Here is a 24,119-nt window from a genome sequence, read left to right on the forward strand (position 1 = left end):
TTCACTCCAGGATCAGCTTGGCGGAAGTTTCCAGTCGATCTGCGAATTCGGTGTACGACCCGTAGCCCATGCCCGCGCGGACCAACCCACCCGCGTACAAGAGCTCCAGCGCCTCGAGTACGTCCGGATCCGGGTTGCTGCCGAGCGCGTCGGCGAGTCGCTGCCGGATCTCGATGCCGATCCGCGTGCGCAGGTGCTCCACGTCGGGGTCACGGCCGAGCAATGCGCTGGTGACGGCGCCGGCCAACTCGGGTTCATCGGCGACCAACAGTGCGATGTGCCGCAGCACGGCCACCACCCGTCCGGTCCGGTCGAGACCCGCGTCCGCCTCCTCGGGTGAAGCGGCGAGGCGGCGCCAGAACACCTCGGCGACGAGGTGCTCCTTGGAGGAGAAGTAGGTGTACGCCGTTGCCGGGGCGACGCCGGCGAGTCCGGCCACCGATCGAACGGTGAGACCGGCGAATCCCTCTGCCCGCAACACCTCGACTGCAGCCTTGGTCAGACGCTCGACAGTGTCTGCCTGCTTTTCGGTCAAACGGCGGCGGGTGGACTCGAAATTCATCTTACTGGACACGTGTCTGGACGCTACTACAGTTTGGTCGGTCTGGCAACGAAAAGCCCTGCACTTACTGCTCGCGCGGGTGAATACGCACGGGCATCTTCTTGATGCCGCTGATGAAATTCGACCGCAGCCGCGTTATGGGACGGGTCGGCTCCACGCGATCGATACGGGCGGCCATCGTCTCGAACAGGATCCGCAATTCCAGCCGTGCCAGGTGCGCGCCGAGGCAGAAGTGGATTCCGCTACCCCCGAAGGCGACGTGCGGGTTGGGCGTCCGGGCAATGTCGAAACAGTACGGCGCGTCGAACACGTCCTCGTCACGATTCGCGCTCGGGTAATAGATGACCACCTTGTCGCCCGCGGCAACCGGTTGATCGCCGATTATCGCGTCACGGGTGGCGGTGCGCCGGAAGTCCATCACCGGCGTGACCCACCGCAGGATCTCCTCGACCGCGGTCGCGGCAAGTTCCGGTTCGGCCTGCAACCGGCGCCACTGCTCGGGATGGTCGATGAAAGCTTGCATGCCGCCCGCGGTGGCGTTGCGTGTCGTCTCGTTCCCCGCGACCACGAGGAGAACGAAGAACATGTTGAATTCCATCTCTGTGAGGGTGTCACCATTCTCGTCCGGCTGGACCAGCTTGGTGACGATGTCGTCGCGCGGTTCGATGCGGCGCTGGGCCGCTAATTCGTTGGCATACAGGAAGATCTCCATCGCCGCGAGCTCGCCGTCCGCCTGAGTGGTGGCGTACTCGGGATCGTCGAAGCCGATCATCCGGTTGGACCAGTCGTAGAGCCTGTCGACGTCCGACGAGGGCGCGCCGAGGAGAGCCGCGATCACCTCGAGCGGTAAGGGGGCCGCGGCGCGGCGCACGAAATCGACCTCTCCCGCGTCGAGTAGGTCGTCGACAATCTGCGAGCAGATGTCCCGGATGTGCGCCTCGAGCGACTTGACCATGCGCGGCGTGAATCCTCGGCTGACCAACTGGCGCAACCGAGTGTGGTCCGGTGGATCCAGATTGACGAGCATGGCCGCTTGCTTCGCCCGGGTCTCGTCGTCGAAGTCGTCGATCTGCGTAGTGCCCACCGCGGAGGAAAACGTGGCGCTGTCCCGCGAGACGGCAACGACATCAGCATGTTTCGTCACGGCCCAATAACCGGTGCCGCCCTCCTCGGGCTGCCAGTAGACGGGCTCGCTGTTACGCAGGCGGTCGAAGAATGCGTAGGGCACCCCCTCCGCGTAGAGGTCGGGGGATTTGAGATCAATCCGAGACGCGGTCATCACTGCTCCTCGATCGACTAAATGAATGCGATGTGCATCAAACTACACACTTTCATTTATTATGGAAGCCCTTATGCTGAACCCATGGCGAGAGGGCAGAAAGAACCGATCCGGCGTCGCACGCTGACGCGCGAGAAGGTCGTGGATGCGGCGATCGACATCATCGACGAGCTCGGGTGGGATCCCCTGTCGATGACGAGTCTCTCCGCCCGACTGGAGGTCGTCACCGCGTCGCTCTACAACCACGTCCGCAATCTCGACGACGTCCGCGGTGCTGTTCAGGTGCGCACCATGGCGGAACTCGGCGCGCACCTACGCGAGACCGCGATGGGTCGAACCGGTGTGGACGGCCTCCGGGCGCTCGTCGACGCGCACCGCGCCTGGGCGACCGAGCACCCGCATCGATACCGGACACTCACTACAAGCCCGGTCGACAGGGCCGCCTTCATCTCCGCGGCCCTTGACGCCAACACGGCACTGCGTACGATGCTGGCGTCGTGCGGCGTGCCGCCCGAAGACACTCTCGATGCCGCTGTCAGCATCTTCGCCGCCATGCACGGCTTCGTCATGCTGGTGAATACCGATTTCCTCGGCGACGAGCTGGACCTGGACTCGATCTACGAATCCGTGCTGCGGGGAGCTCTGTCCGGGGTGGGCTGCGTGGAGGAGACCAGTTCCGCCAGCTCGTCCAGGGACCACGGTGGCGCCGTGTCGTGGTCGCGGTAGGCGACGAACTTCGGCGTCTGCCGCTCGAATCGCCCTACGAAACAACCTGATCCGACGAAGACGCCTCCAGTGATCGCCGCGGCCCGATCGCTCGCCAGGTAGGCATAGAGCGCGGCGACGTACTCCGGTGGCGCAGGATGAAGCGAACCGTAGCGCGCCGCGTCGTCGAGCATGCCGCGCCGATGCAGCTCTTCGATGTGTTGCTCGTATTCTTCGCCGACGGACAGTCGAGTGCGCGCACCCGGACAGACGACGTTTGCGCGCACACCCGAGTCTGCGAGTTCGGCTGCGATTGCCAGAGTGAGACTGTTGACCGCACCTTTTGCCGCCGGATACCCCGTACCGCCGTAGTCGCCGAGGAACGCGAACGAACTCGTGTTCACGATGGCGCCGCGTCCCTGGGCAACCATCAGCGGAGCGATCACCCGGCAGGTGCGAAAAGTCGAGGTCAGGTGGGCGTCGATCAGTTCGCTCCACTGCTCGTCGGTGACGTTCAGGATGGACGACTGCGGAGGTTCCGCGATCCCCGCGCAGTTGATCAAGACGTCGACCGACCCGTACGCGCTCACCGCCGCATCCGCGAGCGCCTCCGCGAGACCCGGCACCGCGGCCGAGCCCGAAACCGCGATTGCCCGTCCGCCGGCATCGACGATTTCCTGTGCCACCGTGTCGGAGGCCTCCCGGTCGCGACCGTTGACCACCACGCCGGCACCCTCGGCCGCCAGCGCATGGGCAACCGATCGGCCGATTCCGCGACTCGATCCGGTCACCACCGCGCCGCGTCCTGCCAGGTGCTTTGCTCGGTGTGAGTTCATGTTTTCCACTTCCCGCGAGGCGTGTATTGCCATGAATCGGGCGCATCCAGTCATTGCGCCGAACAGATGTGCAAACTATAGTCCAGACATATGTCCAGTTTTTTTGCTGGCTCCACTTTTCGGCCTGTCAGGCGATGCCCCTTACCCACACCGTCCGAATCTCCTACGACTCGTGACGACGACAACTCCCACACCATCCGATCGGGAAGTGACCCCATGACTCTGCGTCCCACCGACAGTTCCCTCCTGCTGATCGACGGCAAGCTCGTCCCGGGTTCCGGGGGCACCTTCGACGTGATCAACCCTGCCACTGAAGAGGTGCTGGGTGCCGCGGCCGATGCCACCCCCGCCGACATGGACGTGGCGATCGCTGCTGCGCGCCGAGCATTCGACGATACGACCTGGTCCCGCGACCACGCTTTCCGGGCGCGGTGCCTGCGGCAATTGCGCGACGCCCTGCTCGCCCACATCGAGGAATTCCGGGAGATCACGATCGCCGAGGTCGGCGCGCCGAGGTTCTTCACCAGCGGACCGCAGCTCGAGGGGCCCGTTGCCGATCTCGGATACTTCGCGGGCCTGGCGGACAGCTATTCCTGGGAACAGGACCTGGGTGAGTCGACGACGATGGGAATCAAGTCGCACAGGCGGGTCCTGAAGGAGGCAGTCGGTGTGGTGGGCGCCATCACGCCGTGGAACTTTCCTCATCAAATCAATTTCGCAAAACTCGGCCCCGCACTGGCCGCGGGAAACACTGTGGTGCTCAAGCCCGCTCCCGACACACCCTGGTGCGCGGCGCTCGTCGGCACACTGATCGCGCAGGAAACCGATTTCCCGCCCGGCGTGGTCAACATCGTGACGTCGAGCGACCACTCCCTCGGTGCGCAGCTGTCGACCGACCCCCGGGTGGACCTCGTGTCCTTCACCGGCTCGACCGAAACGGGTAAGGCCGTCATGACGGCCGCCGCCCAGACACTCAAAAAGGTGTTCCTCGAATTGGGCGGCAAGTCGGCCTTCATCGTGCTCGACGACGCCGACTTGGCGGGCGCCTGCGCGATGGCGGCATTCACCGTGAGCACCCACGCCGGGCAGGGCTGCGCGCTCACCACCCGGTTACTCGTTCCGCGCGAAAAGTACGACGAGGCAGTCGAGGCCACCGCGCGCACCCTCCGCGGTCTTCCTGCCGGTGACCCCGACGAACCCGGCACCATCTGCGGTCCGATCATCTCCGCACGCCAACGCGAGCGAGTCGAGGCGTATCTGCGTCTCGCGGTCGAGGAAGGCGGGACCATCGTGGTCGGCGGCGGACGCCCCGGCAATCACGAACGGGGCTTCTTCATCGAACCCACCCTCATCTCCGGACTCGACAACAGCGCGCGGGTGGCACGGGAAGAGATCTTCGGTCCCGTGCTCGTGATCATCCCCCACGACGGTGACGACGACGCCATTCGCATCGCCAACGACTCCCCCTATGGACTGTCCGGATCGATCTGGGGTACGGATCCCGCACGCGTGCAGCACGTGGTCGAGGCAGTGCACACCGGCACGCTCGGCGTGAACGGCGGAATCTGGTACGCGGCCGATGCGCCGTTCGGCGGATACAAGCAATCCGGGATCGGCCGGGAAATGGGTGTCGCGGGCTTCGAGGAGTACCTCGAGACCAAGCTGGTCGCGGAACCGGCCCTGTAGTCCATCACCACACTTTCACCGCACTCAACTCAGGGAGACAAGACGATATGGGACGGTTCGACGGAAAGACAGCCATCGTCACCGGCGCTGCTCAGGGCATCGGCGAGGGATATGCCCGGGCGCTGGCAACCGAGGGCGCCAACGTGGTGGTCGCGGATCTCAACGCGGAACTCGGCGAAACCGTGGCAAAACAGATCACCTCCGACGGCGGGACGGCGGTATTCAAGGATGTCGACGTGTCCGACGAGGAGTCGGCGAAACAACTCGCCGAGTTCACCGTCGAGAAGTTCGGCGGCATCGACTATCTGGTCAACAACGCCGCCATCTACGGGGGCATGAAACTCGACCTCCTCATCACCGTGCCGTGGGACTACTACAAGAAGTTCATGAGCGTGAACTTCGACGGCGCCCTCAACGTGACCCGCGCGGTGTGGCCGCACATGAACAATGGCGGCGGCGGGTCGATCGTCAACCAATCGTCCACGGCGGCTTGGTTGTACTCCGGCTTCTACGGGCTCGCGAAGGTGGGAATCAACGGCCTCACCCAGCAGCTCGCCCATGAGGTGGGTGGCATGAACATTCGGGTCAACGCCATTGCGCCGGGGCCGATCGACACCGAAGCCACCCGCACCGTCACCCCGGGAAATATGGTGGCAGACATGGTCAAGACCCTGCCCCTCAAGCGCATGGGAACACCTGAAGATCTCGTCGGGGCGTGTTTGTTCCTGCTCTCCGACGAGGCGAGCTGGATCACCGGGCAGATCTTCAACGTCGACGGCGGACAGATTTTTCGGGCATGACCACGACCGAGCAGGTATCCGTCGGCTACATCGGCCTCGGCAACATGGGTGCGCCCATGGCGAAGCGGCTGCTGGGCCGACCCGGCGGACTCATCGTGTGCGACACCCGGCCCGAGGCGCTGGAACCGTTCGGCAAGGCGGGCGCGAAGGTGACGTCGAGTCCGCGGGAGGTGGCCGAGAACGCGGACGTTATCTCCGTGACCGTGCTGAACGACGAACAGGTGCGGGACGTCGTCGTCCAGATGCTGGAGGTGGCCCGGCCTGGCACCGTCGTGGCGGTGCATTCGACGATCAGCGACGTCACTGCCGTCGAATTGGCGCAGTTGTGCGGTGAGCAGGGCGTCGAACTGGTGGACGCCCCCGTGAGCGGCGGCGCCCCGGGCGCACACAAGGGCAAGCTCGCCGTGATGGTCGGCGCGAGTGACACGGCGTTCGAGAAGGTGCGGGAGCCGTTCGGGCACTGGGCGGAACTCGTCGTGCACGCGGGCGACGTGGGCGCGGGTACGCGCATGAAGCTCGCCCGCAACCTGCTGCACTTCGTGTCCTTCACGGCCGCGGCCGAGGCGCTGCGACTCGCCGAGGCCGCCGGTCTCGACATCACCGAACTCGGGAAGGTCGTCCGGCACACCGACGCGATCACCGGTGGCGCCGGCGCGATCATGCTCCGCGACACCACCGCCGCCCTCGACGAGAACGACAACTGGTACCCGATCATGTCCCACGTCCGGGACCTCGGCGAGAAGGATCTTCTCCTGGCGATCGGCCTCGGCGAGCGCCTCGACGTCACCCTGCCGCTCGCCCGGATCGCCCTGACCGGACTGGGGCCGGGGCTGGGCGTGGACAGCACAGCGACGAAGGAGCAGCGATGACCGCCGACTGCGACGAAGGAGCAGGGATGCGTGACGACACCCGCACCCGCGGCCTGGCCATGATGGAGAAGGTCTACGGTTTCGAGATGCAGGACGGTCCCGGCGCGCACTTCGCCGTTACCGCCGACCACCTCTTCGCCGACATCTGGGCGAGGCCCGGGCTCAGCATCCGCGACCGTAGGCTCCTCCTCCTCGGTGCGCTCACCGCGCAAGGTCTGGTCGATGTCGCGGAGATCCAGGTGGGAGCCGCCCTGCACAACGAGGAACTCGACGAGGAGCAACTGCGGGAGATCGCCCTGTTCCTGTGCCACTACGTGGGGTGGCCGTTGGGTACGAAACTCGACTCCATGATCGGTGGGGTGCTACACAAGCGGAAGAAGGCAGCCAGAGCGGCAGCCCCGGATGCAGAGGCCACATGAGCACCGAACACCTGACACGAGACCTTCTCCGACTCGCCGAGTCCACGCCCGGTTTCATGCCGGAGGACGAGGGCACCGCCCTGCACGCGGCCGCGATGCACTATCTGACTCCGGGCGGTACCGGCGTCGAGATCGGCACCTACTGCGGCCGCTCCACGATCTACCTCGGGGCGGCCGCGAAAGCCAGAGGCGCTCGGGTGGTCACCATCGACCACCATCACGGCTCCGAGGAACACCAGCCGGGCTGGGAATACCACGAACCGGCCTTCGTCGACCCCCACACCGGTGTGCTCGACACCGTCGGCCGGTTCCGCCACACCATGGCCGACTCGGGGCTCGAAGAATACGTCGTCGGGGTGCTCGGCCGCTCCTCCACGGTGGCAACATTCTGGCGCTCCCCCGTCGACTTCGTCTTCATCGACGGCGGACACACCTCGGAGGCCGCGAACGCCGACCTCGAGGGGTGGGCACCCTGGGTCGTCGTCGGCGGTGCACTCGTCATCCACGACGTATTCCCGGACCCCGCGGACGGTGGACGGCCGCCGTTCGAGATCTACGAACGTGCTTTGGCGACAGGCCAATTCAAGGAGACATCCGTCACCGGGTCACTGCGCGTTCTCGAACGGGTAGGCGGTCAGACCGGAGAACCGCTGGCGTGACAGTAGTCGCCGCACCGATCTGCACCGATCGGTAGTCCCACCGGCGCCGCCGCGTCCCGGAAGATTCCGTGTCCGGGCGTGGTGCGCGACAGTGCGTCCGCCGCGAGAATCATCGCTCCACCCGTCCACGTGGTCTGTTCGACCGGCCAGCGTTTGCCGTCGCTGTAGACGAGCCCGGTCCAGTACGAACCGTCGGGATCACGCAGATGCTGCATGGCCGCGAACTGTTCGAGAGCGCGGGTGCGCTCGCCCATCGCGTCGAGGGCCAGCACCAGCTCGCACGTCTCGGCTCCGGTCACCCACGGCCGGTGGTCGACACACCGGATGCCCAGACCTTCGACGACGAAGTCGTCCCACCGCGACTCGATGCGCGCAGCCGCCGCCGCACCCCGCACGGCTCCCCCGAGGATGGGGTAATACCAGTCCATCGAGTATTCGTCTTTGAGCGCAAACGACTCCGGATGCCGCCGGATCGCGTGGCCGAGGGTGTATTTGGCGAACTCCCACTCCGGTTGGGGGTCGTCCACAAGTCGCGCCAGCAACAACCCGCACAGCAGGCTGTGGTGGATGCTGGAGTTGCCGGTCAGCAGCGCCTCGGGGCATGCTTCGCCGCCGATTCCTCGGGCCCAGAAAATTTCGCCACTCGGTTCCTGCAACTCCACGACGAAGTCGAGCCCTGCCCGCACCGAGGGCCACATGGACACGGCGAAGTCCCGGTTACCGGTGATCAGGTAGTGATGCCACACTCCGACCGCGAGATACGCGCAGAAGTTGCTGTCGGAGTCGGCATTGTGGACCACACCGTCCCGGAACTCCATCGGCCACGAACCGTCGGGCCGCTGAGTGCGGCGCGACCACTCGTACGCGGCCTCCGCCTCCTCGCGCAACCCGGCAGCGCTGAGCGCCATGGCGGATTCGACGTGGTCCCACGGGTCGGTGTGACCACCTGTGAACCACGGCAACGCGCCCGACGATTCCTGGGCCGCGGCGATCGACTTCGCCGTCTGCAGTACCTGGCTCTCCGACAACACGTTCGGCACCGACGGAACGTCGGCCGCTCTCACCGCGGCGCCCTCACCGCGCTCGGCCGGTTCGGCTTCTCCAGATAGAACACCACGCTCTTGCCGACCACGGGGTTGAGTACCTTCTCCGCGGTGCGAGTGAGCCAGGGCGCTTTCATCATGTCCCACACCAGTACCTGGTGGTAGGCCTTGGTAAGGGGATTGTCGTTGTTCTCCACCCCCACCGCGCATTTGAGCCACCAGTACGGTGAATGCAGGGCGTGGGCATGATCGCGGCCCTGCACCTTCAACCCGGCCGCAGTGAGCTTGCCCGCCAACTCGTCGGCCCGATAGATCCGCACGTGCCCGCCTTCCACTTCGTGGTAGGCGTCGGACAGTGCCCAGCAGACCTTCTCCGGCAACCACCGCGGAACCGTCACTGCTGCAACACCACCGGGCTTGAGGATGCGCACCAACTCGGCGATGGCGCGATCGTCCTCGGGCACGTGCTCGAGAACCTCGGAGATGAGGACAGCGTCGAACGTGCCGTCCTCATAGGGCAGGTTCAGCGCGTCACCCACCTGAATACGCGCGTCGGCGCCCGCGGGCGCCTCCCCCACTTCGGCCATGGCCACGAACATCTTCTCGACGTCGGCCAGCTCGTCGGCGTTCTGGTCGAACGCGATGACGTCGGCCCCGCGCCGATACAGTTCGAACGAGTGCCGTCCGGCTCCCGCACCGATGTCGATCACCTTGTCGCCGGGCTTCACGCCCAGCCGGTCGAAGTCCACGGTCAGCACAGTCGTTCTCCTCCACGGGTCTGCTGGATGGCATCGGCATAAGTCTCCGCGGTCTTCGCCGCCACCGCAGACCAGCTGTAGCGCTCGAGCGCGCGGCGGCGGCCGCCATCGCCCAGCCTGACGCGCCGCTCCGGGTCGTCGAGCAGCGCGCCCAGCACGTCCGCCAGTTCCTGCGGATCGCCGGGCGTCACCAGGACACCGGCTTCTTCCTGAGTTCCCACGACCTCGGGGATGGCACCGGCACGGCTCGCGACGAGCGGCGTTCCACAGGCCATCGCTTCGACGGCGGGCAGGGAAAAACCCTCGTACAGGGACGGGACACAGGCGACGTCTGCCGAGGCCAGCAGCGACGCCAAATCGGAGTCGTCGATGCCCGAGACCGTGCGCACCACGTCACCGATGGCGAGTTCGTCGATCAGCTTCTCGGTGACCCCGCCCGCCGCCAGTTTGGCAACGAGAACCAACTCGACGGTGCGTTCGGTGTGCACCTTCGCAACGGCTTCGAGCAAGGTCGACACACCCTTGAGCGGCATGTCGGCGCTCGCGACACACACGATCCGCCCCGCCACCCGTGCATCGGCGCGCGGCTGGAACACCTCGGTGTCCACGCCGAGCGGAATGGTCCGCAAATGAGCAGCGGGCACGTCGAACTCCGCGCTGATGTCGTCGGCCGAAGACTGCGACACCGTCACCAGCGCGGGAATCCGGCGGGCCACGCGCTTCTGCATGCTCAAGAAGCCGTACCAGCGCCGGACTGTGACCTTGCGCCACCACTTGGCAGCCGCCAGGTCGAGCGCGCGGTCGCGGGTGATCGGATGGTGAATGGTCGCGACGACGGGCAGGCCGGCCTTCTGTAGCTGGAGCAACCCGTAGCCGAGGCACTGATTGTCGTGCACGACGTCGAACTCGTCGGCGCGCTCGCGCAGCAGTCGCGCCGCACGCAAGCTGAATGTGAGCGGCTCCGGAAAGCCGGCCGTCCACATGGTGGCTACTTCCAGCACATCGATGCTGTCGCGGAACTCCCGCGGGTGCGGCGTTCTGAACGGATCGGGCTCGCGGTAGAGGTCGAGACTCGGGACCTTCGTGAGGGTGACCCGGGGGTCGACATCCGGGTACGGCTGACCCGAGAACACCTCTACCTGGTGTCCGAGTTCGACCAGTTCACGGCTGAGATGACGGACGTACACACCTTGCCCACCGCAGTGGGGCTTACTTCGATACGACAGGAGTGCGATGCGCACGGACTCCGACCTCTCCTCGAGCAGCAGACGGCAATACTAGAACACGTTCTCACACTTGAGTGTCCTCGTCCTATCCAACCGCACTACTCAGCGAAGCGCCGCCGACTCGCGCAAACCTTCGATCTTTCCGGCGAGTCGCCCGAGGTACGCGAGTACCTCCTCCTCGCTACGATCCGGAACTCCGTACACGACCTCACTGACGCCGAGGTCTCGCCACCGGCGCAATTTGTCGACATCCGGCTTCCCGTCGAGCACCACGATCCGCGGTTCGCCCGCCCTGCCCGCCTCACGCCACATTCGCTGAAGCGACCGGACACGATCGTCGATGTCCTGCTCGATCGGTGTGGTCATCCAGCCGTCGGCCGAACGCACGATCCACTTGAAGTTCTTCTCGTTGCCGGCCGCACCGACGACGACCGGAGGCACACGCGTCGGCTTGGGCCACGCCCAGCTCGGCCCGAAGGTGACGAACTCGCCGTCGTAGGAGGCTTCCTCCTGCGTCCACAGGGCGCGCATGGCCTCGAGGTACTCGCGCAGCATCGTGCGACGGCGGCCCGGCGGAACATGATGATCGGAAAGTTCATCCAGATTCCAGCCGTATCCGACACCGAGGACGACGCGGCCGCCGCTCAGATGGTCGAGCGAGGCGATCGTCTTGGCAAGCGTGATGGGGTCGTGCTCGACGGGCAGAGCCACCGAGGTCCCGAGCTCGATACGCTGGGTCACCGCGGCTGCCGACGCGAGCGCGACCCAGGGGTCCAGCGTGCGCATGTAGCGATCGTCCGGAAGCGAGGCGTCGCCCGTCTGCGGATGTGCCGCATCACGTTTGATCGGAATGTGCGTGTGCTCGGGCACGTAGAACGAGTCGAATCCATTGGCCTCGGCCCCCCGCGCGGCGGAGGCCGGTCCGATTCCGCGGTCACTGGTGAACAACGTAATACCGAACTTCACGAAATCTCCTAAGCCGGGAGGCATTTCCTTCTTGGAGAGTAACTTTTGGACACCTGTTTAGCAAGGTGTCCAAACAGTGTTCCGATCCGAGCGGCATCGGAACGAACGGGACGCTCGTCGGGTCTATCGCAACGAGCGTCCCGTTCGCACATCACGGATCAGGCGCCGTAGACCGGGACCGGGGTTTCGGCCTTGGCGAGCAGGTCCGCGACGACGGGGCCGATTTCCTTCGGCTCCCACCGCGCGCCCTTGTCCTGAGTGGGACCGTGACGCCACCCCTCGGCGACGGTGATCTTGCCGCCCTCGACCTCGAAGACACGTCCGGTGACGTCCTTGGACTCGGTGCTGCCCAGCCACACCACCAGAGGGGAGACATTCTCCGGGGCCATCGCATCGAACCCGTCCTCGGGCGCCGCCATCGCCTCGGCCATGGCCCCGCCGGCGCCGATGGTCATCCGGGTCCGGGCGGACGGGGCGATGGCATTGACGGTGACGCCGTAGTTCTTCAGTTCCGCCGCCGCCTGAATGGTCAACTCCGCGATACCCGCCTTCGCCGCCGCGTAGTTGCCCTGCCCGATCGAACCCTGCAGTCCGGCACCGGAACTGGTGTTGATGATCCGGGCGTCCAGGGCACGGCCCGCTTTCGCCTCACCGCGCCAATACGCGGCCGCGTGCCGCAGGGTGGCGAAATGACCTTTGAGGTGCACCCGCACCACGGCGTCCCATTCCTGCTCGCTCATCCCGACGAGCATGCGGTCGCGCAGGAAGCCGGCATTGTTCACCAGCACGTCGAGGCGGCCGAAGTGCTCCAGTGCAGCCTTGATCAGATTCTCCGCCCCGGCCCAGTCCGCGACATCGTCACCGTTGACGACGGCCTCGCCGCCGGCGGCCACAATCTCTGCGACGACCTGCTCGGCGGGACTCTCTCCCGTCGCCGAGCCGTCGAGTCCGGCGCCGATGTCGTTGACCACTACCTTGGCACCTTCCGCGGCGAAGGCCAGCGCGTGCGCGCGTCCGATACCGCGGCCGGCGCCCGTCACGATGACGACGCGACCGTCGACCAGTCCACTCATGTTCTCTCCTCATTGATATTCGCCGCTGCTCGCGGGGGGCTGATATTCGCCGCCACTCCGGCGGGATCGGGGTCTGCTGCTGACAGGAAGGCCGGGCGCTCGCCGCCGCCGTGCACGGTCAAGGTCGATCCGCTGACGTAGGCGGCCAGTGGTGAGGCCAGGAACACCGCACAGTTGCCGACATCCTCGGGGCAGGCCATGCGGCCGAGCGGGATCGTCTCCGCGACAGCCGCGAGCCCCGATTCACCGCCGTAGTGCAGATGTGCCTGCTCGGTGCGGACCATCCCGACGACGATCGAATTGACCCGCACCTTCGGCGCCCACTCCACCGCCAGACTGCGGCCGAGGTGATCGACACCAGCCTTGGCCGCCCCATAGGCAGCCGTACCGGGTGAGGGCCGTGAACCGCTGACGCTCGAGATGTTGACGATCGCGCCGCCTGAATCCTGGTTTTGCATCACCGCGTTGGCCACCTGCGACACCAGCAAGGGCGCGAGCAGGTTCAGTTCGACGATCTTGGAGTGGTACTTCGGGCTGGCCTCCGCAGCGAGTGCGTAGGGCGCACCTCCCGCATTGTTGACCAGAACGTCGAGGCGGCCGTGCCGTTCGACGATCCGATCGACCATGCCCTGTACCTGCTCCGGGTCGCGGATGTCGCAGGCGATGAACTCCGCGACGCGACCGTCCGCTTCGACCGGGCCGTCCGCCGGCCTCCGCGCACAGGTCACGACCGTGGCACCCGCGCGCAGGAAGGTGCGGCTGATGCCTGCACCTACTCCGCGAACGCCGCCGGTCACGAGCACCACCGTTCTGTCCATAGTGAAACGCGTTTCCATCGTGCTACCCTACCAAGCAATTGCTTGGTGCAGTAGCGAGGCCGCTCAAATGGAGGAAACACATGGGAATCCGGACTGACGACGAGCCCGGGGGCATCACGACAGTGACGGTCGACTACCCGCCCGTAAACGCCATCCCGTCGCAAGGCTGGTTCGAACTGGCCGACGCGGTGCTGGCTGCGGGCCGCAACCCGAACACACACGTGGTGATCCTGCGAGCCGAGGGCCGCGGATTCAACGCCGGCGTCGACATCAAGGAGATGCAGGCCACCGACGGCTACGACGCCCTCGTTGACGCCAATCGCGGGTGCGCTGCCGCGTTCGCCGCCGTCTACGACTGCGCCGTTCCCGTGGTGGTCGCCGTCAACGGGTTCTGCGTCGGTGGGGGCGTCGGCCTGGTCGGCAATGCCGACGTGATCGTCGCCTCGGACGACGCCGTCTTCGGACTGCCGGAGGTCGACCGCGGTGCACTCGGCGCCGCGACACACCTGGCTCGTCTCGTCCCGCAACACATGATGCGCACCCTGTACTACACGGCCCAGAACGTGACCGCACAACAACTGCAGCACTTCGGCTCGGTCTACGAGGTGGTACCGCGCGAGAAACTCGACGCCGCCGCCCGCGACATCGCCGGCAAGATCGCCGCCAAGGACACCCGCGTGATCCGGTGCGCCAAGGAGGCGATCAACGGGATCGACCCCGTCGACGTGAAGACCAGTTACCGACTCGAACAGGGCTACACCTTCGAACTCAACCTGGTGGGGGTCTCCGACGAACATCGAGACGAGTTCGTCGAGACCGGTAAGCCCCGCTCCAACTCGAACAACAGGGAAGGCTGATACATGGCCACCAAGCGTGACAAGCGAATGTCTCTGGACGACGTCGTCGGCGAACTGCGCAGCGGAATGACCATCGGCATCGGTGGCTGGGGTTCTCGGCGCAAGCCGATGGCTCTGGTGCGCGCGTTGCTTCGCTCGGATATCACCGACCTCACCGTCGTCACCTACGGCGGCCCCGACCTCGGCCTGCTGTGCTCGGCGGGCAAGGTGAAGAAGGCGTACTACGGATTCGTCTCACTCGACTCGGCACCGTTCTACGACCCCTGGTTCGCGAAGGCCCGCACGGGCGGCGAGATCGAGGTCCGGGAAATGGACGAGGGCATGGTCAAGTGCGGCCTCGAAGCCGCGGCGGCGCGGTTGCCGTTTCTGCCGATCCGCGCGGGCCTCGGTTCCGACGTCCGCGCCTTCTGGGGCGACGAATTACGCACCGTCACCTCCCCCTACCCCGACGCCTCGGGCAAGTCCGAGACCCTCATCGCGATGCCCGCACTGAATCTCGATGCGGCGCTGGTACATCTGAATCTCGGCGACAAGCACGGCAACGCCGCATACACCGGTGTCGATCCCTACTTCGACGACCTGTACTGCGCCGCGGCGGAGAAGCGGTTCGTCTCCGTCGAGCGAGTGGTAGAAACCGAGGAACTGGTGAAAACCGTTCCCTTGCAGAACCTCATCCTCAACCGCATGATGGTCGACGGCGTCGTCGAGGCACCCAACGGTGCGCACTTCACGCTCGCCGGCGACAGCTACGGGCGCGACGAGAAGTTCCAGCGGCACTACGCCGAATCGGCGAAAACTCCGGAGTCGTGGCAGAAGTTCGTCGACACCTATCTCTCGGGCAGCGAAGACGACTACCAGGCCGCCGTGAAGAAGTTTGGAGAACACGCATGAGCGAGACGATCACCGAGGTGACTCGCGCAGAATACTGCGCCATCGCCTGCGCCGAAATCTTCTCCGGTGCAGGAGAGATCATGGCCAGCCCCATGGCGACGCTGCCACTGATCGGGGCCCGGCTCGCCCGGCTCACCACCGAACCCGACCTGCTCATCACCGACGGTGAAGCCCTGATCTTCGCCGACACCCCGGCTGTCGGCGCCAAGGCACCGATCGAGGGGTGGATGCCGTTCCGGAAGGTGTTCGACGTCGTCGCATCCGGACGACGCCACGTCGTCATGGGCGCCAACCAGATCGACCGGCACGGCAACCAGAACCTGTCGGCGTTCGGTCCGCTGCAACACCCCACGCGCCAGATGTTCGGTGTCCGCGGTGCACCCGGCAACACCATCAACCACCCCACGAGCTACTGGGTGGGCAAGCATTCGTCCCGGGTGTTCTGCGACAAGGTCGACATCGTGTCCGGAGTGGGCTACGACCAGGTCGATCCCGAGAACCCGGCGTTCCGCTTCCTGCACCTGCACCGCGTGGTGAGCAATCTCGGCGTGTTCGATTTCGGCGGACCCGGCCACACGTTCCGCGCGCTGAGCCTCCACCCGGGCGTCACCGCCGACCAGGTTGCGGAGAACACGTCGTTCGAGGTGGCCGGGTTGGACGAGGCCGGGGTGACGCGCGAACCGACCGAAGAAGAACTGCACCTGATCCGCGAGGTCCTCGATCCTCGCAGCCTTCGCGACCGGGAGGTGTCGGCATGAGCGCGCTCCGAACGGCGTTGACGGAACTCGTCGGTGTCGAACATCCGGTGGTCCAGACCGGGATGGGCTGGGTGGCCGGACCGCGGCTCGTTGCCGGTACCGCGAACGCCGGCGGACTCGGGATTCTGGCGTCGGCGACCATGACGTACGAGGAACTCGAGGCGGCCATCGCCAAGACCAAGACGTTGACGGACAAGCCTTTCGGGGTCAATATCCGTGCCGATGCCACCGACGCCCCGCAACGCATCGACCTGCTGATCCGGGAGAAGGTGCGCGTCGCGTCGTTCGCGCTCGCCCCCAAACAGGAACTGATCGCGAAGCTCAAAGCGGCCGGTGTGGTGGTCATACCGTCGATCGGCGCGGCCAAGCACGCGAAAAAGGTGGCGTCGTGGGGCGCCGACGCGGTGATCGTGCAGGGCGGTGAAGGCGGCGGCCACACCGGACCGGTCGCCACCACCCTGCTGCTGCCCTCGGTGCTCGACGCCGTCGACATCCCCGTCGTCGCGGCGGGCGGCTTCTACGACGGCCGCGGGCTGGCTGCGGCGCTGGCCTACGGCGCCGCCGGGGTCGCGATGGGCACCCGTTTCCTCCTCACCCAGGAATCGACCGTGCCCGACTCCGTGAAGCAGGAGTACCTGGCCAAGGGACTGCAGGACACCACGGTGTCGCGGAAGGTCGACGGCATGCCGCACCGGGTCCTCAACACCGAACTAGTCAACAGCCTCGAGCACTCCGGGAATGTGCGCGGACTCGTGGCCGCCGCCCGCAACGCGTCCAAATTCAAAGCGATGACCGGCATGAAATGGTCGACGCTCGTCAAGGACGGCCTCGCCATGAAGAAGTCCAGCGACCGCACCTGGCAGCAGATCATCATGGCCGCCAACACACCGATGCTGCTCAAGGCCGGGCTCGTCGACGGCAACACCGCCGCCGGTGTCCTGGCGTCGGGTCAGGTAGTGGGGCTACTGGACGATCTGCCCACCTGCAAGGACCTCATCGACGGCATCGTCGCGGACGCCGTCAAACGCATCGACGCCCTGGGCGCACTGCGCTACTGACGTCGGCACGCGGCCGCCTCTGCTCCTGCACGAACGGGACGTTCGTTCGATCCAACGCAGCGTACGTCCCGTTCGTCCAGGTGCAGGGTGAAGGATCAGCCGGACGACGCAGCCTTCGCCTCGATCCGCGCCCGGACCTCCGGCCGTCGCAGCGGCGGCACGGTGGGGGGCGGCTGCTTCCGAGGTGGCAGCGCAGCCAGCAGTGTGGTGGTGGCCGCGGTGACGATCGCCACCGCCTCCTCGAAGGGCTCGCGGTTGGCGTCCGACACTTTCTGAATCCCGCTGACCTTACGTACGTATTGACGCGCCGCCGCTTCTATCTCCTCCGCGGTGGCTGCCGGTTCGAGTCCGCGCAGTTCGGTGATGTTTCGGCACATGTTTCGACGATAGCGCGGCCCCCTCGACACCGGGCGAATGTACCGTTCGACGCATCTGAGGCGCTGAACGGTACATTCGCCCGCCGTCGGTAGGAGGTTTCAGGGCCGGGCGGGTTCCAACGCGTCCGCGGAGGCGGGCTCGACCGTGGCGTCTGGGCTGACCGCGGTACGCGACCGCGCCGCCACGACTGCGGCGCAGAGGAGGACCACCCCGGCGAGACATTGCGAGCTTCCGACCACCTCACGCACGGCCGACTCCACCCAGCCCGACGACGAGGACTGGAGTACGTAATTCGGGCCGATCAAGAAGACGAGGGTTGCCGCGCCGACCACCGGCCGCCAGCTGCGGTAGCGAGGCGCGACGAGAATCGGGATGAGAAGGATGCTGTACGCCCAGTGATGCGTGACGGCGAACGGTGCCGCGAGCAGAGACCCCAACGCGACGATGGACAACGCGATCACATGTTCCCCCGACCGGGTGAACCGGTGAGCCGACCACGCGACAGCTGCGACCACCACGACGACGCACGCCATCCACACGGCACTGGCGAGCCGGCCCTCGACTCCCAGCCGGGCGATCAGACCGGTGAGGGCCTGGTTGCGGAAGAAGTCCGGCGGGCCGGCGCGGCCGGTAGCGAAGAACTCGGTGGTCCAGAACCACACCGACGACTGGGGCAGGAGCCAGAAGCCGAGGCCGATGGTCGCGAGGATGGCAGCGAAGGCACGCGCGATGGAGCGGCAATCCCGGCGGACCAGGAGCACCAGGAGAAACGCCGCAGGGGTGATCTTGACTGCCGCCGCCAAACCGATCGCGATGCCACGGAATCGGCGTGGGATCACGCCGGTGCAGTCGGCGACCACCAAAGCCATCAGGATGATGTTGACCTGCCCGAAGCCGAAGTTCGAGCGCATCGGCTCGAGGAGCAGGACCGGACCCAGCGACATCAGTGCGAGAAGGTCCGGACGCCGCATGTCGAGCTTGGCGAACACCACCCGCAGCATCCACCACACGAGCGCGATATTCAGGGCGCACCACAGCACCTGCAGAACCGCCGGGTCGAGTTCTGCCATCGGCGCGAAGAGGATGGCCGCGAAAGGCGCATAGATGAATCGGAATCCGGAGCTGCTCGGGAAATCAGCAGAGTAGAGCGGAAGGCCGTTGAGGAATGCGTAGCCGGCGTCCCGGAACACGGAGAGATCCATGAGGTAGCCCGTCGCCGCCTCGTACTCGCGGTAGGCCACCAACGCGAGCGAGAAGACGGCCGCAAGGACCGCGACGGCGTGAAAGCCATATGTCCTGAACTTCGAGTCACTTCGTAACAAGGATCTGTTCTCTCATGATCGGCGTCGTCGTCAATGTCCTACCGTAGCGGTCCGTGACTCAATCGTGACAAAGTCAGGGGGATGGCGCCCGAAATGCCCGCTTCCGGCCACGTGCGCGTTCCGCCTCGCTCAGCAGAAACCTGCCCCCTGCGTTGCCCAGCGGGAGCACACTGCTTCTAGACCCACACTGACTCGAGACCATCGAAAGCTGGAGGGTGGACAGTGACGACGACGCCTTCGACTGCCAGGCCACGACGGGTGTCGGCACCCCGCGGGCCGGAACTCACCACGCTCGGTTGGCCGCAGGAGGCCGCGTTGCGGATGCTCATGAACAACCTCGATCCCGAGGTTGCCGAGCACCCCGACTCCCTCGTCGTCTACGGCGGGACCGGAAAGGCCGCGCGCAGCTGGGACGCCTTCGAGGCGATGGTCAGGACGCTCCGGACCCTGAAGTCGGACGAGACGATGCTGGTGCAGTCCGGGAAACCGGTCGGGGTGTTCCGCACGCACGAGTGGGCGCCCCGGGTGCTCCTGGCCAACTCCAACCTGGTGGGTGACTGGGCCAACTGGGAGGAGTTCCGGCGGCTCGAGGCGCTCGGGCTGATGATGTACGGGCAGATGACAGCGGGTTCCTGGATCTACATCGGCACGCAGGGCATCCTGCAGGGCACGTATGAGACTTTCGGCGCGGTGGCACGCGCCCGCTTCGGCGGCACGCTCGCGGGAACGATCACCCTGACTGCGGGCCTGGGCGGGATGGGCGGCGCGCAACCGCTCGCGGTCACGATGAACGAGGGCGTGGCGATCTGCGTCGATTGCGACGTCACCCGCATCGATCGCCGGATCGCGCTCGACTACCTCGACGTCAAGGCCGCAGACATCTCGGAGGCGCTGGCTCTCGCGGTGGAAGCCCGCGACGCGAGGCGTCCGCTGTCCATCGGTCTGGAGGGCAATGCTGCCGAGGTGCTCCCTGAGTTGCTGGCCAGAAAGGCACCGATCGACATCGTCACCGACCAGACCTCCGCGCACGACCCGCTGTCGTACCTGCCGCTCGGAATGGACTTCGGCGACATGAAGAGGATGGCGGAGAAGGACCCGGTGACGTTCACCGAGGACGCCCGGGCGTCGATGGCCCGGCATGTGGCCGCGATGGTGGGGTTTCTCGATCGGGGCGCTGTGGTGTTCGACTACGGCAACTCGATCCGGGACGAGGCGCGCAAGGCCGGTTACGACCGCGCATTCGACTTCCCCGGATTCGTTCCCGCGTATATCCGGCCGCTGTTCGAGGAGGGGCGGGGACCGTTCCGCTGGGCCGCGTTGTCCGGTGATCCCGCGGATATCGCCGCCACCGACTCCGCGATCCTCGATCTCTTCCCCGACAACGAGCACCTGCGCCGGTGGATCACACTGGCCGGCCAGCGAGTGGCCTTTCAGGGCCTGCCCGCCCGCATCTGCTGGCTCGGGTATGGCGAGCGGCACCTCGCGGGTGTGCGGTTCAACGAGATGGTGGCATCCGGTGAGGTGTCGGCGCCCATCGTGATCGGCCGCGACCACCTCGATTCGGGGTCGGTCGCCTCGCCGTACCGCGAGACCGAAGCGATGGCGGACGGCTCCGACGCCGTCGCCGACTGGCCTTTGCTCAACGCACTGCTCAACACCGCGTCCGGTGCGTCGTGGGTGTCGATCCACCAGGGCGGCGGCGTAGGGATGGGGCGGTCCATCCACGCCGGGCAGGTGTGTGTGGCGGACGGCACCGACCTGGCGACGCAGAAACTGACGAGGGTGCTCACCAACGACCCCGGAACGGGAATCGTCCGGCACGTCGACGCCGGATACGAACACGCCGCCGACATCGCCAGGGAGCGCGGTGTGCGCATACCGATGTCCGAAGGGTGAGGGTGCGTCGTGACGACGAACGCCGCCCGCTCGACGGTCCTCACCAACATCGGCATGCTGGTGACCAACGACCCGGGCGCCGGAGCCGGTCCACTCGGACTGATCCGCGACGCGGCCGTCGTATTCGACGGTGGCACGGTGGCGTGGGTGGGGCCCTCGGGAACCGCCCCGAGCGCTGATGCCGGACACGATCTCGACGGCCGGGCCGTCCTCCCGGGTTTCGTCGAGAGCCACGCGCACCTCGTCTTCGGCGGCGAACGTGCCGAGGAGTTCGCCGCGCGCATGGCCGGGCACCCCTATGCCGCAGGCGGGATCCGCACCACGATCGAAGCGACACGATCCGCGACCGACGAAGAACTACAGGCCAATTCGCGCCGTCTCCTCGCCGAAGCGCTGCGGTCGGGCAGCACCACCGTCGAATGCAAGACCGGGTACGGCCAGACGGTCGGACACGAACTGCGCTGCACCCGGATCGCGGCGTCGCTCACCGACGAGGTCACGTTGCTCGCCGCGCACGTGCCGCCGCCCGAATACGAAGGGCGCACCGACGACTACGTCACCATGGTGTGCGCGGAGATGATCGACGCGTGTGCAAGCGAGGCGAAGTGGATCGACGTCTTCTGCGAGAGAGGGGCATTCGACCGGGACCAGGCACGCGCGGTCCTCACTGCCGGGATGGCGAGAGGCCTGATCCCGCGGGTACACGGAAATCAGCTCGGCCAGGGACCGGGCGTCCAGTTGGCAGTGGAGCTGGGAGCCGCGTCCGTCGACCATGTCTGCTACACCACGCAGTCCGACCGCGATGCCCTGGCCGGAAGTTCCACGGTGGCGACTCTCCTTCCGGCAGCGGACTTCTCGACCCGGAACAAGTACCCCGACGCCCGCGCCCTGATCGACGCCGGGGTGACGGTGGCACTCGGCGCGGACTGCAATCCCGGGACGAGCTACACCACCAGCCTGCCGTTCTGCATTGCCCTCGCCGTGCGAGACATGCACATGACACCGGACGAGGCCGTCTGGGCTGCCACAGCCGGGGGCGCGCGGGCACTGCGACGAGACGACGTCGGGGTGTTGCGTCCCGGCGCCCGTGCCGACGCCCTGGCGCTGGATGCGCCGTCGTATCTTCATCTCGCCTATCGCCCGGGCGTCCCCCTGATCACCGACGTGTGGCGCAGCGGCGTCCTTGCATACTCGGCCGCCCGGTGCCGGCCGTGAACGTGCACATTCCGGTGTCCACTCCCCCGCCGACCTGGTCGGGGCGAGTCGACGGCTCCACGTCGGAGCACCTGCGCTGGCATCAAGTGGTCACACCGTTCGATCCCGCAACCGAACCGGGGGCGACCGTGCTTCTCGGTTTCGCGAGTGACGAAGGGGTGGCACGAAACAAGGGGCGGCGGGGGGCGGCGGGCGGACCGGACGCGTTGCGGTCCGCACTTTCCTCCATGGCGCTGCCCCACCCGATTCGGGCGTACGACGCCGGCACCATCGCAGTCGTCGATGATCGGCTCGAGGCCGGGCAGGAGGCGCTCGCGGCCGCGGTCGGCGCCGTCGTCGACGCGGGTCACTTCCCGGTCGTCCTCGGCGGCGGGCACGAAATGGCGTACGGGACGTACCTCGGTCTGGCCCGGTCCGCACTGAGAACCTCGGATCGGCGAATCGGAATCCTCAACGTGGACGCGCACTTCGATCTCCGTCCCGATCCGGTGGCGTCTTCGGGAACGCCGTTCCGGCAAGTTCTCGAGCGCGAACGTGCCGCCGGAACCGCAGTGCAGTACTCGGTGATCGGCATCGCCCAGCCGAGTAACACGACAGCGCTGTTCGACACCGCCCGGCGACTCGGTGTGCGCTATCTGTCGGACGACGACTCGCTCGACCGGGCTGCCGTGCGCGCGTTCGTCCTCGAATCCCTGGCGGGCGTGGACCTCGTCTACCTGACCATCGATCTCGACGCTCTACCCGCTGCAGTCGCGCCGGGAGTGAGTGCGCCCGCCGCGTTCGGCATTCCGGTCGAGACAGTGCAGTTCATCTGCGACACCGTTTCCGCCAGTGGAAAACTCGCGGTCTGCGATGTGGCCGAACTCAATCCTGTCTACGACATCGACCAGCGCACCGCACGCACCGCGGCACGGTTGATTCACCGACTGGTGATCGGTCGGTCGAAATGACGCCGCAGGCGACGGTGCCGGTGACCGAAGAGGGCGTGCACCACGCGACCGATCAAGGGCGCCATTATCGCCATCGGAGTACGAAGTTCGAACGTGATCCGGTCAGAAATCCGAGTACGACCGTCCTCGCACGGAGTCAGAGTGCGTTCGTGCTCCCAACGACGCATGCTGAGCATCGTCGACTTCTCGTGGAACCGTCGTCCCCGATCGAGCTCGGCGATGGTCAGGGCGTCGTAGTCGAAGGGCAGAATGCCGAAAAGTTTGAGCCAGGCGCGGCCGAGGGGGTCGCCCACGGGAACAGTGTCGATGGTGATCGACCCGGCGCCGCGGGGCAGACTCATCGTCAACCAGGGCCGCAACTCGTCGTTGATGCCCTCGGGGCTCACGACGCGGTCCCAGACCCGGTCCATGGGTGCATCGACAGTCGATTCTCGCTCGATGATCACGGGGTTCAATCCGGCCACCCCCCGAGCATCCCGGTCAGCGACCGCAGACAGAGGTCCCGAAGTTCGCTTTCGCGGATCGACGGGTGATCGAGCCAGTCCATACACACCGCTCGGACAAAGGCGATCCAGCCGCGCACCGCGACACCGATGAGCTCACGGTCGTCCGCCGGTGGGTCGAGGGCGTCGACGATCCGGCGTTGTTGCGCGTCGAGTTCGCGCTCGACGATGGCCCGAATGTCGGCATCCGCCGACAGGGCACCGAAGTTGACCGCCCGCACGCCGTGCCGATGGCTGGCGACATGCTCGAGATACGCGTCGAGGCCCGCCGCCACCTGCTCTTCGACGGGTAACGACGGGTCGGGGGCAGTGGCCGCGAGGAGCCGTTCGGACTCGCGCTCGACGATGGCCGCGAAGAAGTCTCGTTTCGTCGGGAAGTAGTGGTACATCAACCCACGCGACACCTCGGCGAGCTCGGCGACCTCCTCGATCCACACGTCCTCGTACGGCCGGTCGGCGAACAAACGCGCGCCGATGTCGAGTAGCTGCGTCCGCCGCTGTTCGGGGTCGAGGCGGCGGCGGGCACTGGTCATGCTGACTCACGCTACTACTTGACACCGATTCAGTAAGGCGTACCTTGCGTACTAGACAT

26 protein-coding genes are annotated in these 24,119 nt (G+C 66.4%); 13 read left to right on the forward strand and 13 right to left on the reverse strand.

What is annotated here, in order from left to right; genetic code table 11:
* Nucleotide 1 precedes the first annotated feature (1 nt).
* Together L1080_RS21050 and L1080_RS21055 are read right to left on the reverse strand one after the other, a co-directional pair.
* Nucleotides 2–562: a TetR/AcrR family transcriptional regulator gene (locus L1080_RS21050; RefSeq protein ID WP_159926877.1), complete on the reverse strand. Its 561-nt coding sequence runs from the start codon at nucleotides 560–562 to the stop codon at nucleotides 2–4.
* 64 nt (nucleotides 563–626) lie between these two features.
* Nucleotides 627–1,841: a cytochrome P450 gene (locus L1080_RS21055; protein WP_250773133.1), complete on the reverse strand. Its 1,215-nt coding sequence runs from the start codon at nucleotides 1,839–1,841 to the stop codon at nucleotides 627–629.
* Nucleotides 1,842–1,925: 84 nt separating this feature from the next.
* Between L1080_RS21055 and L1080_RS21060 the strand changes: the two genes are divergently transcribed.
* A complete protein-coding gene (locus L1080_RS21060) occupies nucleotides 1,926–2,567 on the forward strand; it encodes a TetR/AcrR family transcriptional regulator (RefSeq protein ID WP_236603374.1) in 642 nt (213 codons plus the stop codon).
* Here L1080_RS21060 and L1080_RS21065 read toward each other — a convergent pair.
* Nucleotides 2,459–3,382, reverse strand: a complete 924-nt coding sequence (locus L1080_RS21065) for an SDR family NAD(P)-dependent oxidoreductase (protein WP_250773119.1) — start codon at nucleotides 3,380–3,382, stop codon at nucleotides 2,459–2,461. The genes L1080_RS21060 and L1080_RS21065 overlap by 109 nt on opposite strands.
* 216 nt (nucleotides 3,383–3,598) lie before the next feature.
* On the opposite strand from L1080_RS21065, the gene L1080_RS21070 reads away from it, so the two are divergent.
* The 5 genes from L1080_RS21070 to L1080_RS21090 are packed head-to-tail and all read left to right on the forward strand — an operon-like array spanning nucleotide 3,599 to nucleotide 7,815.
* On the forward strand, nucleotides 3,599–5,068 hold the full coding sequence (locus L1080_RS21070; RefSeq protein WP_250773117.1) for an aldehyde dehydrogenase: 1,470 nt from the start codon (nucleotides 3,599–3,601) through the stop codon (nucleotides 5,066–5,068).
* A gap of 47 nt (nucleotides 5,069–5,115) precedes the next feature.
* On the forward strand, nucleotides 5,116–5,868 hold the full coding sequence (locus L1080_RS21075; RefSeq protein WP_250773114.1) for an SDR family oxidoreductase: 753 nt from the start codon (nucleotides 5,116–5,118) through the stop codon (nucleotides 5,866–5,868).
* Nucleotides 5,865–6,737, forward strand: a complete 873-nt coding sequence (locus L1080_RS21080; protein WP_250773112.1) for an NAD(P)-dependent oxidoreductase — start codon at nucleotides 5,865–5,867, stop codon at nucleotides 6,735–6,737. The genes L1080_RS21075 and L1080_RS21080 overlap by 4 nt, the downstream gene beginning before the upstream one ends.
* A 26-nt stretch (nucleotides 6,738–6,763) precedes the next feature.
* On the forward strand, nucleotides 6,764–7,156 hold the full coding sequence (locus L1080_RS21085; RefSeq protein ID WP_159926875.1) for a carboxymuconolactone decarboxylase family protein: 393 nt from the start codon (nucleotides 6,764–6,766) through the stop codon (nucleotides 7,154–7,156).
* On the forward strand, nucleotides 7,153–7,815 hold the full coding sequence (locus L1080_RS21090) for a class I SAM-dependent methyltransferase (protein WP_208962669.1): 663 nt from the start codon (nucleotides 7,153–7,155) through the stop codon (nucleotides 7,813–7,815). The genes L1080_RS21085 and L1080_RS21090 overlap by 4 nt, the downstream gene beginning before the upstream one ends.
* On the opposite strand, the gene L1080_RS21095 is transcribed toward L1080_RS21090, so the two are convergent.
* From L1080_RS21095 to L1080_RS21120, 6 genes are all read right to left on the reverse strand, one after another.
* Entirely contained in the window at nucleotides 7,791–8,879 is a 1,089-nt protein-coding gene (locus L1080_RS21095; protein ID WP_250773109.1) for a prenyltransferase/squalene oxidase repeat-containing protein, read from the reverse strand. The two genes, L1080_RS21090 and L1080_RS21095, sit on opposite strands and share 25 nt — an antisense overlap.
* A complete protein-coding gene (locus L1080_RS21100) occupies nucleotides 8,876–9,616 on the reverse strand; it encodes a class I SAM-dependent methyltransferase (RefSeq protein ID WP_159919249.1) in 741 nt (246 codons plus the stop codon). Before L1080_RS21100 ends, L1080_RS21095 begins: the two co-directional genes overlap by 4 nt.
* The gene (locus tag L1080_RS21105; RefSeq protein ID WP_250773107.1) at nucleotides 9,610–10,857 is read right to left on the reverse strand and encodes a glycosyltransferase family 4 protein; all 1,248 of its coding nucleotides are present in this window, start codon (nucleotides 10,855–10,857) and stop codon (nucleotides 9,610–9,612) included. Before L1080_RS21105 ends, L1080_RS21100 begins: the two co-directional genes overlap by 7 nt.
* Before the next feature lie 87 nt (nucleotides 10,858–10,944).
* On the reverse strand, nucleotides 10,945–11,808 hold the full coding sequence (locus L1080_RS21110) for an LLM class F420-dependent oxidoreductase (RefSeq protein ID WP_250773104.1): 864 nt from the start codon (nucleotides 11,806–11,808) through the stop codon (nucleotides 10,945–10,947).
* Between the two features lie 158 nt (nucleotides 11,809–11,966).
* Nucleotides 11,967–12,881: an SDR family oxidoreductase gene (locus tag L1080_RS21115; protein WP_250773103.1), complete on the reverse strand. Its 915-nt coding sequence runs from the start codon at nucleotides 12,879–12,881 to the stop codon at nucleotides 11,967–11,969.
* Nucleotides 12,878–13,717, reverse strand: a complete 840-nt coding sequence (locus tag L1080_RS21120; protein WP_250773101.1) for an SDR family oxidoreductase — start codon at nucleotides 13,715–13,717, stop codon at nucleotides 12,878–12,880. The genes L1080_RS21115 and L1080_RS21120 overlap by 4 nt, the downstream gene beginning before the upstream one ends.
* Before the next feature lie 62 nt (nucleotides 13,718–13,779).
* Here L1080_RS21120 and echA20 point away from each other — a divergent pair, with 62 nt between their 5' ends.
* Genes echA20 through ipdC form a run of 4 tightly spaced genes read left to right on the forward strand, consistent with a single transcriptional unit; the run spans nucleotide 13,780 to nucleotide 17,263 of the window.
* Nucleotides 13,780–14,556: a (7aS)-7a-methyl-1,5-dioxo-2,3,5,6,7,7a-hexahydro-1H-indene-carboxyl-CoA hydrolase gene (gene echA20 / locus L1080_RS21125; protein ID WP_250773099.1), complete on the forward strand. Its 777-nt coding sequence runs from the start codon at nucleotides 13,780–13,782 to the stop codon at nucleotides 14,554–14,556.
* Nucleotides 14,557–14,559: 3 nt separating this feature from the next.
* Nucleotides 14,560–15,447: a cholesterol ring-cleaving hydrolase subunit IpdA gene (gene ipdA, locus L1080_RS21130; protein ID WP_250773097.1), complete on the forward strand. Its 888-nt coding sequence runs from the start codon at nucleotides 14,560–14,562 to the stop codon at nucleotides 15,445–15,447.
* On the forward strand, nucleotides 15,444–16,205 hold the full coding sequence (gene ipdB / locus L1080_RS21135; protein WP_250773095.1) for a cholesterol ring-cleaving hydrolase subunit IpdB: 762 nt from the start codon (nucleotides 15,444–15,446) through the stop codon (nucleotides 16,203–16,205). Before ipdA ends, ipdB begins: the two co-directional genes overlap by 4 nt.
* Nucleotides 16,202–17,263, forward strand: a complete 1,062-nt coding sequence (gene ipdC, locus L1080_RS21140; RefSeq protein ID WP_159919233.1) for a (3aS,4S,5R,7aS)-5-hydroxy-7a-methyl-1-oxo-octahydro-1H-indene-4-carboxyl-CoA dehydrogenase — start codon at nucleotides 16,202–16,204, stop codon at nucleotides 17,261–17,263. Before ipdB ends, ipdC begins: the two co-directional genes overlap by 4 nt.
* Before the next feature lie 95 nt (nucleotides 17,264–17,358).
* Here ipdC and L1080_RS21145 read toward each other — a convergent pair whose 3' ends face one another.
* Together L1080_RS21145 and L1080_RS21150 are read right to left on the reverse strand one after the other, a co-directional pair.
* A complete protein-coding gene (locus L1080_RS21145; RefSeq protein WP_250773093.1) occupies nucleotides 17,359–17,640 on the reverse strand; it encodes a DUF2277 family protein in 282 nt (93 codons plus the stop codon).
* A 99-nt stretch (nucleotides 17,641–17,739) separates the two neighbouring features.
* Nucleotides 17,740–18,963: a glycosyltransferase family 87 protein gene (locus L1080_RS21150; RefSeq protein WP_250773090.1), complete on the reverse strand. Its 1,224-nt coding sequence runs from the start codon at nucleotides 18,961–18,963 to the stop codon at nucleotides 17,740–17,742.
* 222 nt (nucleotides 18,964–19,185) lie between these two features.
* Here L1080_RS21150 and hutU point away from each other — a divergent pair, with 222 nt between their 5' ends.
* From hutU to hutG, 3 genes are read left to right on the forward strand one after another with little or no spacing between them, the layout of a single operon-like run.
* Complete coding sequence (gene hutU, locus L1080_RS21155; protein ID WP_250773088.1) at nucleotides 19,186–20,859, forward strand: urocanate hydratase; 1,674 nt, start codon at nucleotides 19,186–19,188, stop codon at nucleotides 20,857–20,859.
* 9 nt (nucleotides 20,860–20,868) lie between these two features.
* Nucleotides 20,869–22,074: an imidazolonepropionase gene (hutI, locus tag L1080_RS21160; protein ID WP_250773086.1), complete on the forward strand. Its 1,206-nt coding sequence runs from the start codon at nucleotides 20,869–20,871 to the stop codon at nucleotides 22,072–22,074.
* A 2-nt stretch (nucleotides 22,075–22,076) separates the two neighbouring features.
* A complete protein-coding gene (gene hutG / locus L1080_RS21165) occupies nucleotides 22,077–23,024 on the forward strand; it encodes a formimidoylglutamase (RefSeq protein WP_250773188.1) in 948 nt (315 codons plus the stop codon).
* Here the strand turns inward: hutG and L1080_RS21170 are convergent.
* Both L1080_RS21170 and L1080_RS21175 read right to left on the reverse strand, forming a co-directional pair.
* Nucleotides 22,994–23,470: a hypothetical protein gene (locus tag L1080_RS21170; RefSeq protein WP_250773186.1), complete on the reverse strand. Its 477-nt coding sequence runs from the start codon at nucleotides 23,468–23,470 to the stop codon at nucleotides 22,994–22,996. The genes hutG and L1080_RS21170 overlap by 31 nt on opposite strands.
* A gap of 5 nt (nucleotides 23,471–23,475) precedes the next feature.
* Entirely contained in the window at nucleotides 23,476–24,060 is a 585-nt protein-coding gene (locus L1080_RS21175; RefSeq protein WP_159919223.1) for a TetR/AcrR family transcriptional regulator, read from the reverse strand.
* Nucleotides 24,061–24,119: the final 59 nt, after the last annotated feature.

This window comes from Rhodococcus sp. MSC1_016 (assembly GCF_023667485.2).
GTDB classification, from domain to species: domain Bacteria; phylum Actinomycetota; class Actinomycetes; order Mycobacteriales; family Mycobacteriaceae; genus Rhodococcus_F; species Rhodococcus_F oxybenzonivorans.

Excerpts from the sequence above, each read along its gene's own strand:
- L1080_RS21050 (WP_159926877.1), bottom strand. The coding sequence starts at position 562 with ATGAATTTCGAGTCCACCCGCCGCCGTTTGACCGAAAAGCAGGCAGAC.
- L1080_RS21055 (WP_250773133.1), bottom strand. The coding sequence starts at position 1,841 with ATGACCGCGTCTCGGATTGATCTCAAATCCCCCGACCTCTACGCGGAG.
- L1080_RS21060 (WP_236603374.1), top strand. The coding sequence starts at position 1,926 with ATGGCGAGAGGGCAGAAAGAACCGATCCGGCGTCGCACGCTGACGCGC.
- L1080_RS21065 (WP_250773119.1), bottom strand. The coding sequence starts at position 3,382 with ATGAACTCACACCGAGCAAAGCACCTGGCAGGACGCGGCGCGGTGGTG.
- L1080_RS21070 (WP_250773117.1), top strand. The coding sequence starts at position 3,599 with ATGACTCTGCGTCCCACCGACAGTTCCCTCCTGCTGATCGACGGCAAG.
- L1080_RS21075 (WP_250773114.1), top strand. The coding sequence starts at position 5,116 with ATGGGACGGTTCGACGGAAAGACAGCCATCGTCACCGGCGCTGCTCAG.
- L1080_RS21080 (WP_250773112.1), top strand. The coding sequence starts at position 5,865 with ATGACCACGACCGAGCAGGTATCCGTCGGCTACATCGGCCTCGGCAAC.
- L1080_RS21085 (WP_159926875.1), top strand. The coding sequence starts at position 6,764 with ATGCGTGACGACACCCGCACCCGCGGCCTGGCCATGATGGAGAAGGTC.
- L1080_RS21090 (WP_208962669.1), top strand. The coding sequence starts at position 7,153 with ATGAGCACCGAACACCTGACACGAGACCTTCTCCGACTCGCCGAGTCC.
- L1080_RS21115 (WP_250773103.1), bottom strand. The coding sequence starts at position 12,881 with ATGAGTGGACTGGTCGACGGTCGCGTCGTCATCGTGACGGGCGCCGGC.
- L1080_RS21120 (WP_250773101.1), bottom strand. The coding sequence starts at position 13,717 with ATGGAAACGCGTTTCACTATGGACAGAACGGTGGTGCTCGTGACCGGC.
- echA20 (WP_250773099.1), top strand. The coding sequence starts at position 13,780 with ATGGGAATCCGGACTGACGACGAGCCCGGGGGCATCACGACAGTGACG.
- ipdA (WP_250773097.1), top strand. The coding sequence starts at position 14,560 with ATGGCCACCAAGCGTGACAAGCGAATGTCTCTGGACGACGTCGTCGGC.
- ipdB (WP_250773095.1), top strand. The coding sequence starts at position 15,444 with ATGAGCGAGACGATCACCGAGGTGACTCGCGCAGAATACTGCGCCATC.
- ipdC (WP_159919233.1), top strand. The coding sequence starts at position 16,202 with ATGAGCGCGCTCCGAACGGCGTTGACGGAACTCGTCGGTGTCGAACAT.
- L1080_RS21145 (WP_250773093.1), bottom strand. The coding sequence starts at position 17,640 with ATGTGCCGAAACATCACCGAACTGCGCGGACTCGAACCGGCAGCCACC.
- L1080_RS21175 (WP_159919223.1), bottom strand. The coding sequence starts at position 24,060 with ATGACCAGTGCCCGCCGCCGCCTCGACCCCGAACAGCGGCGGACGCAG.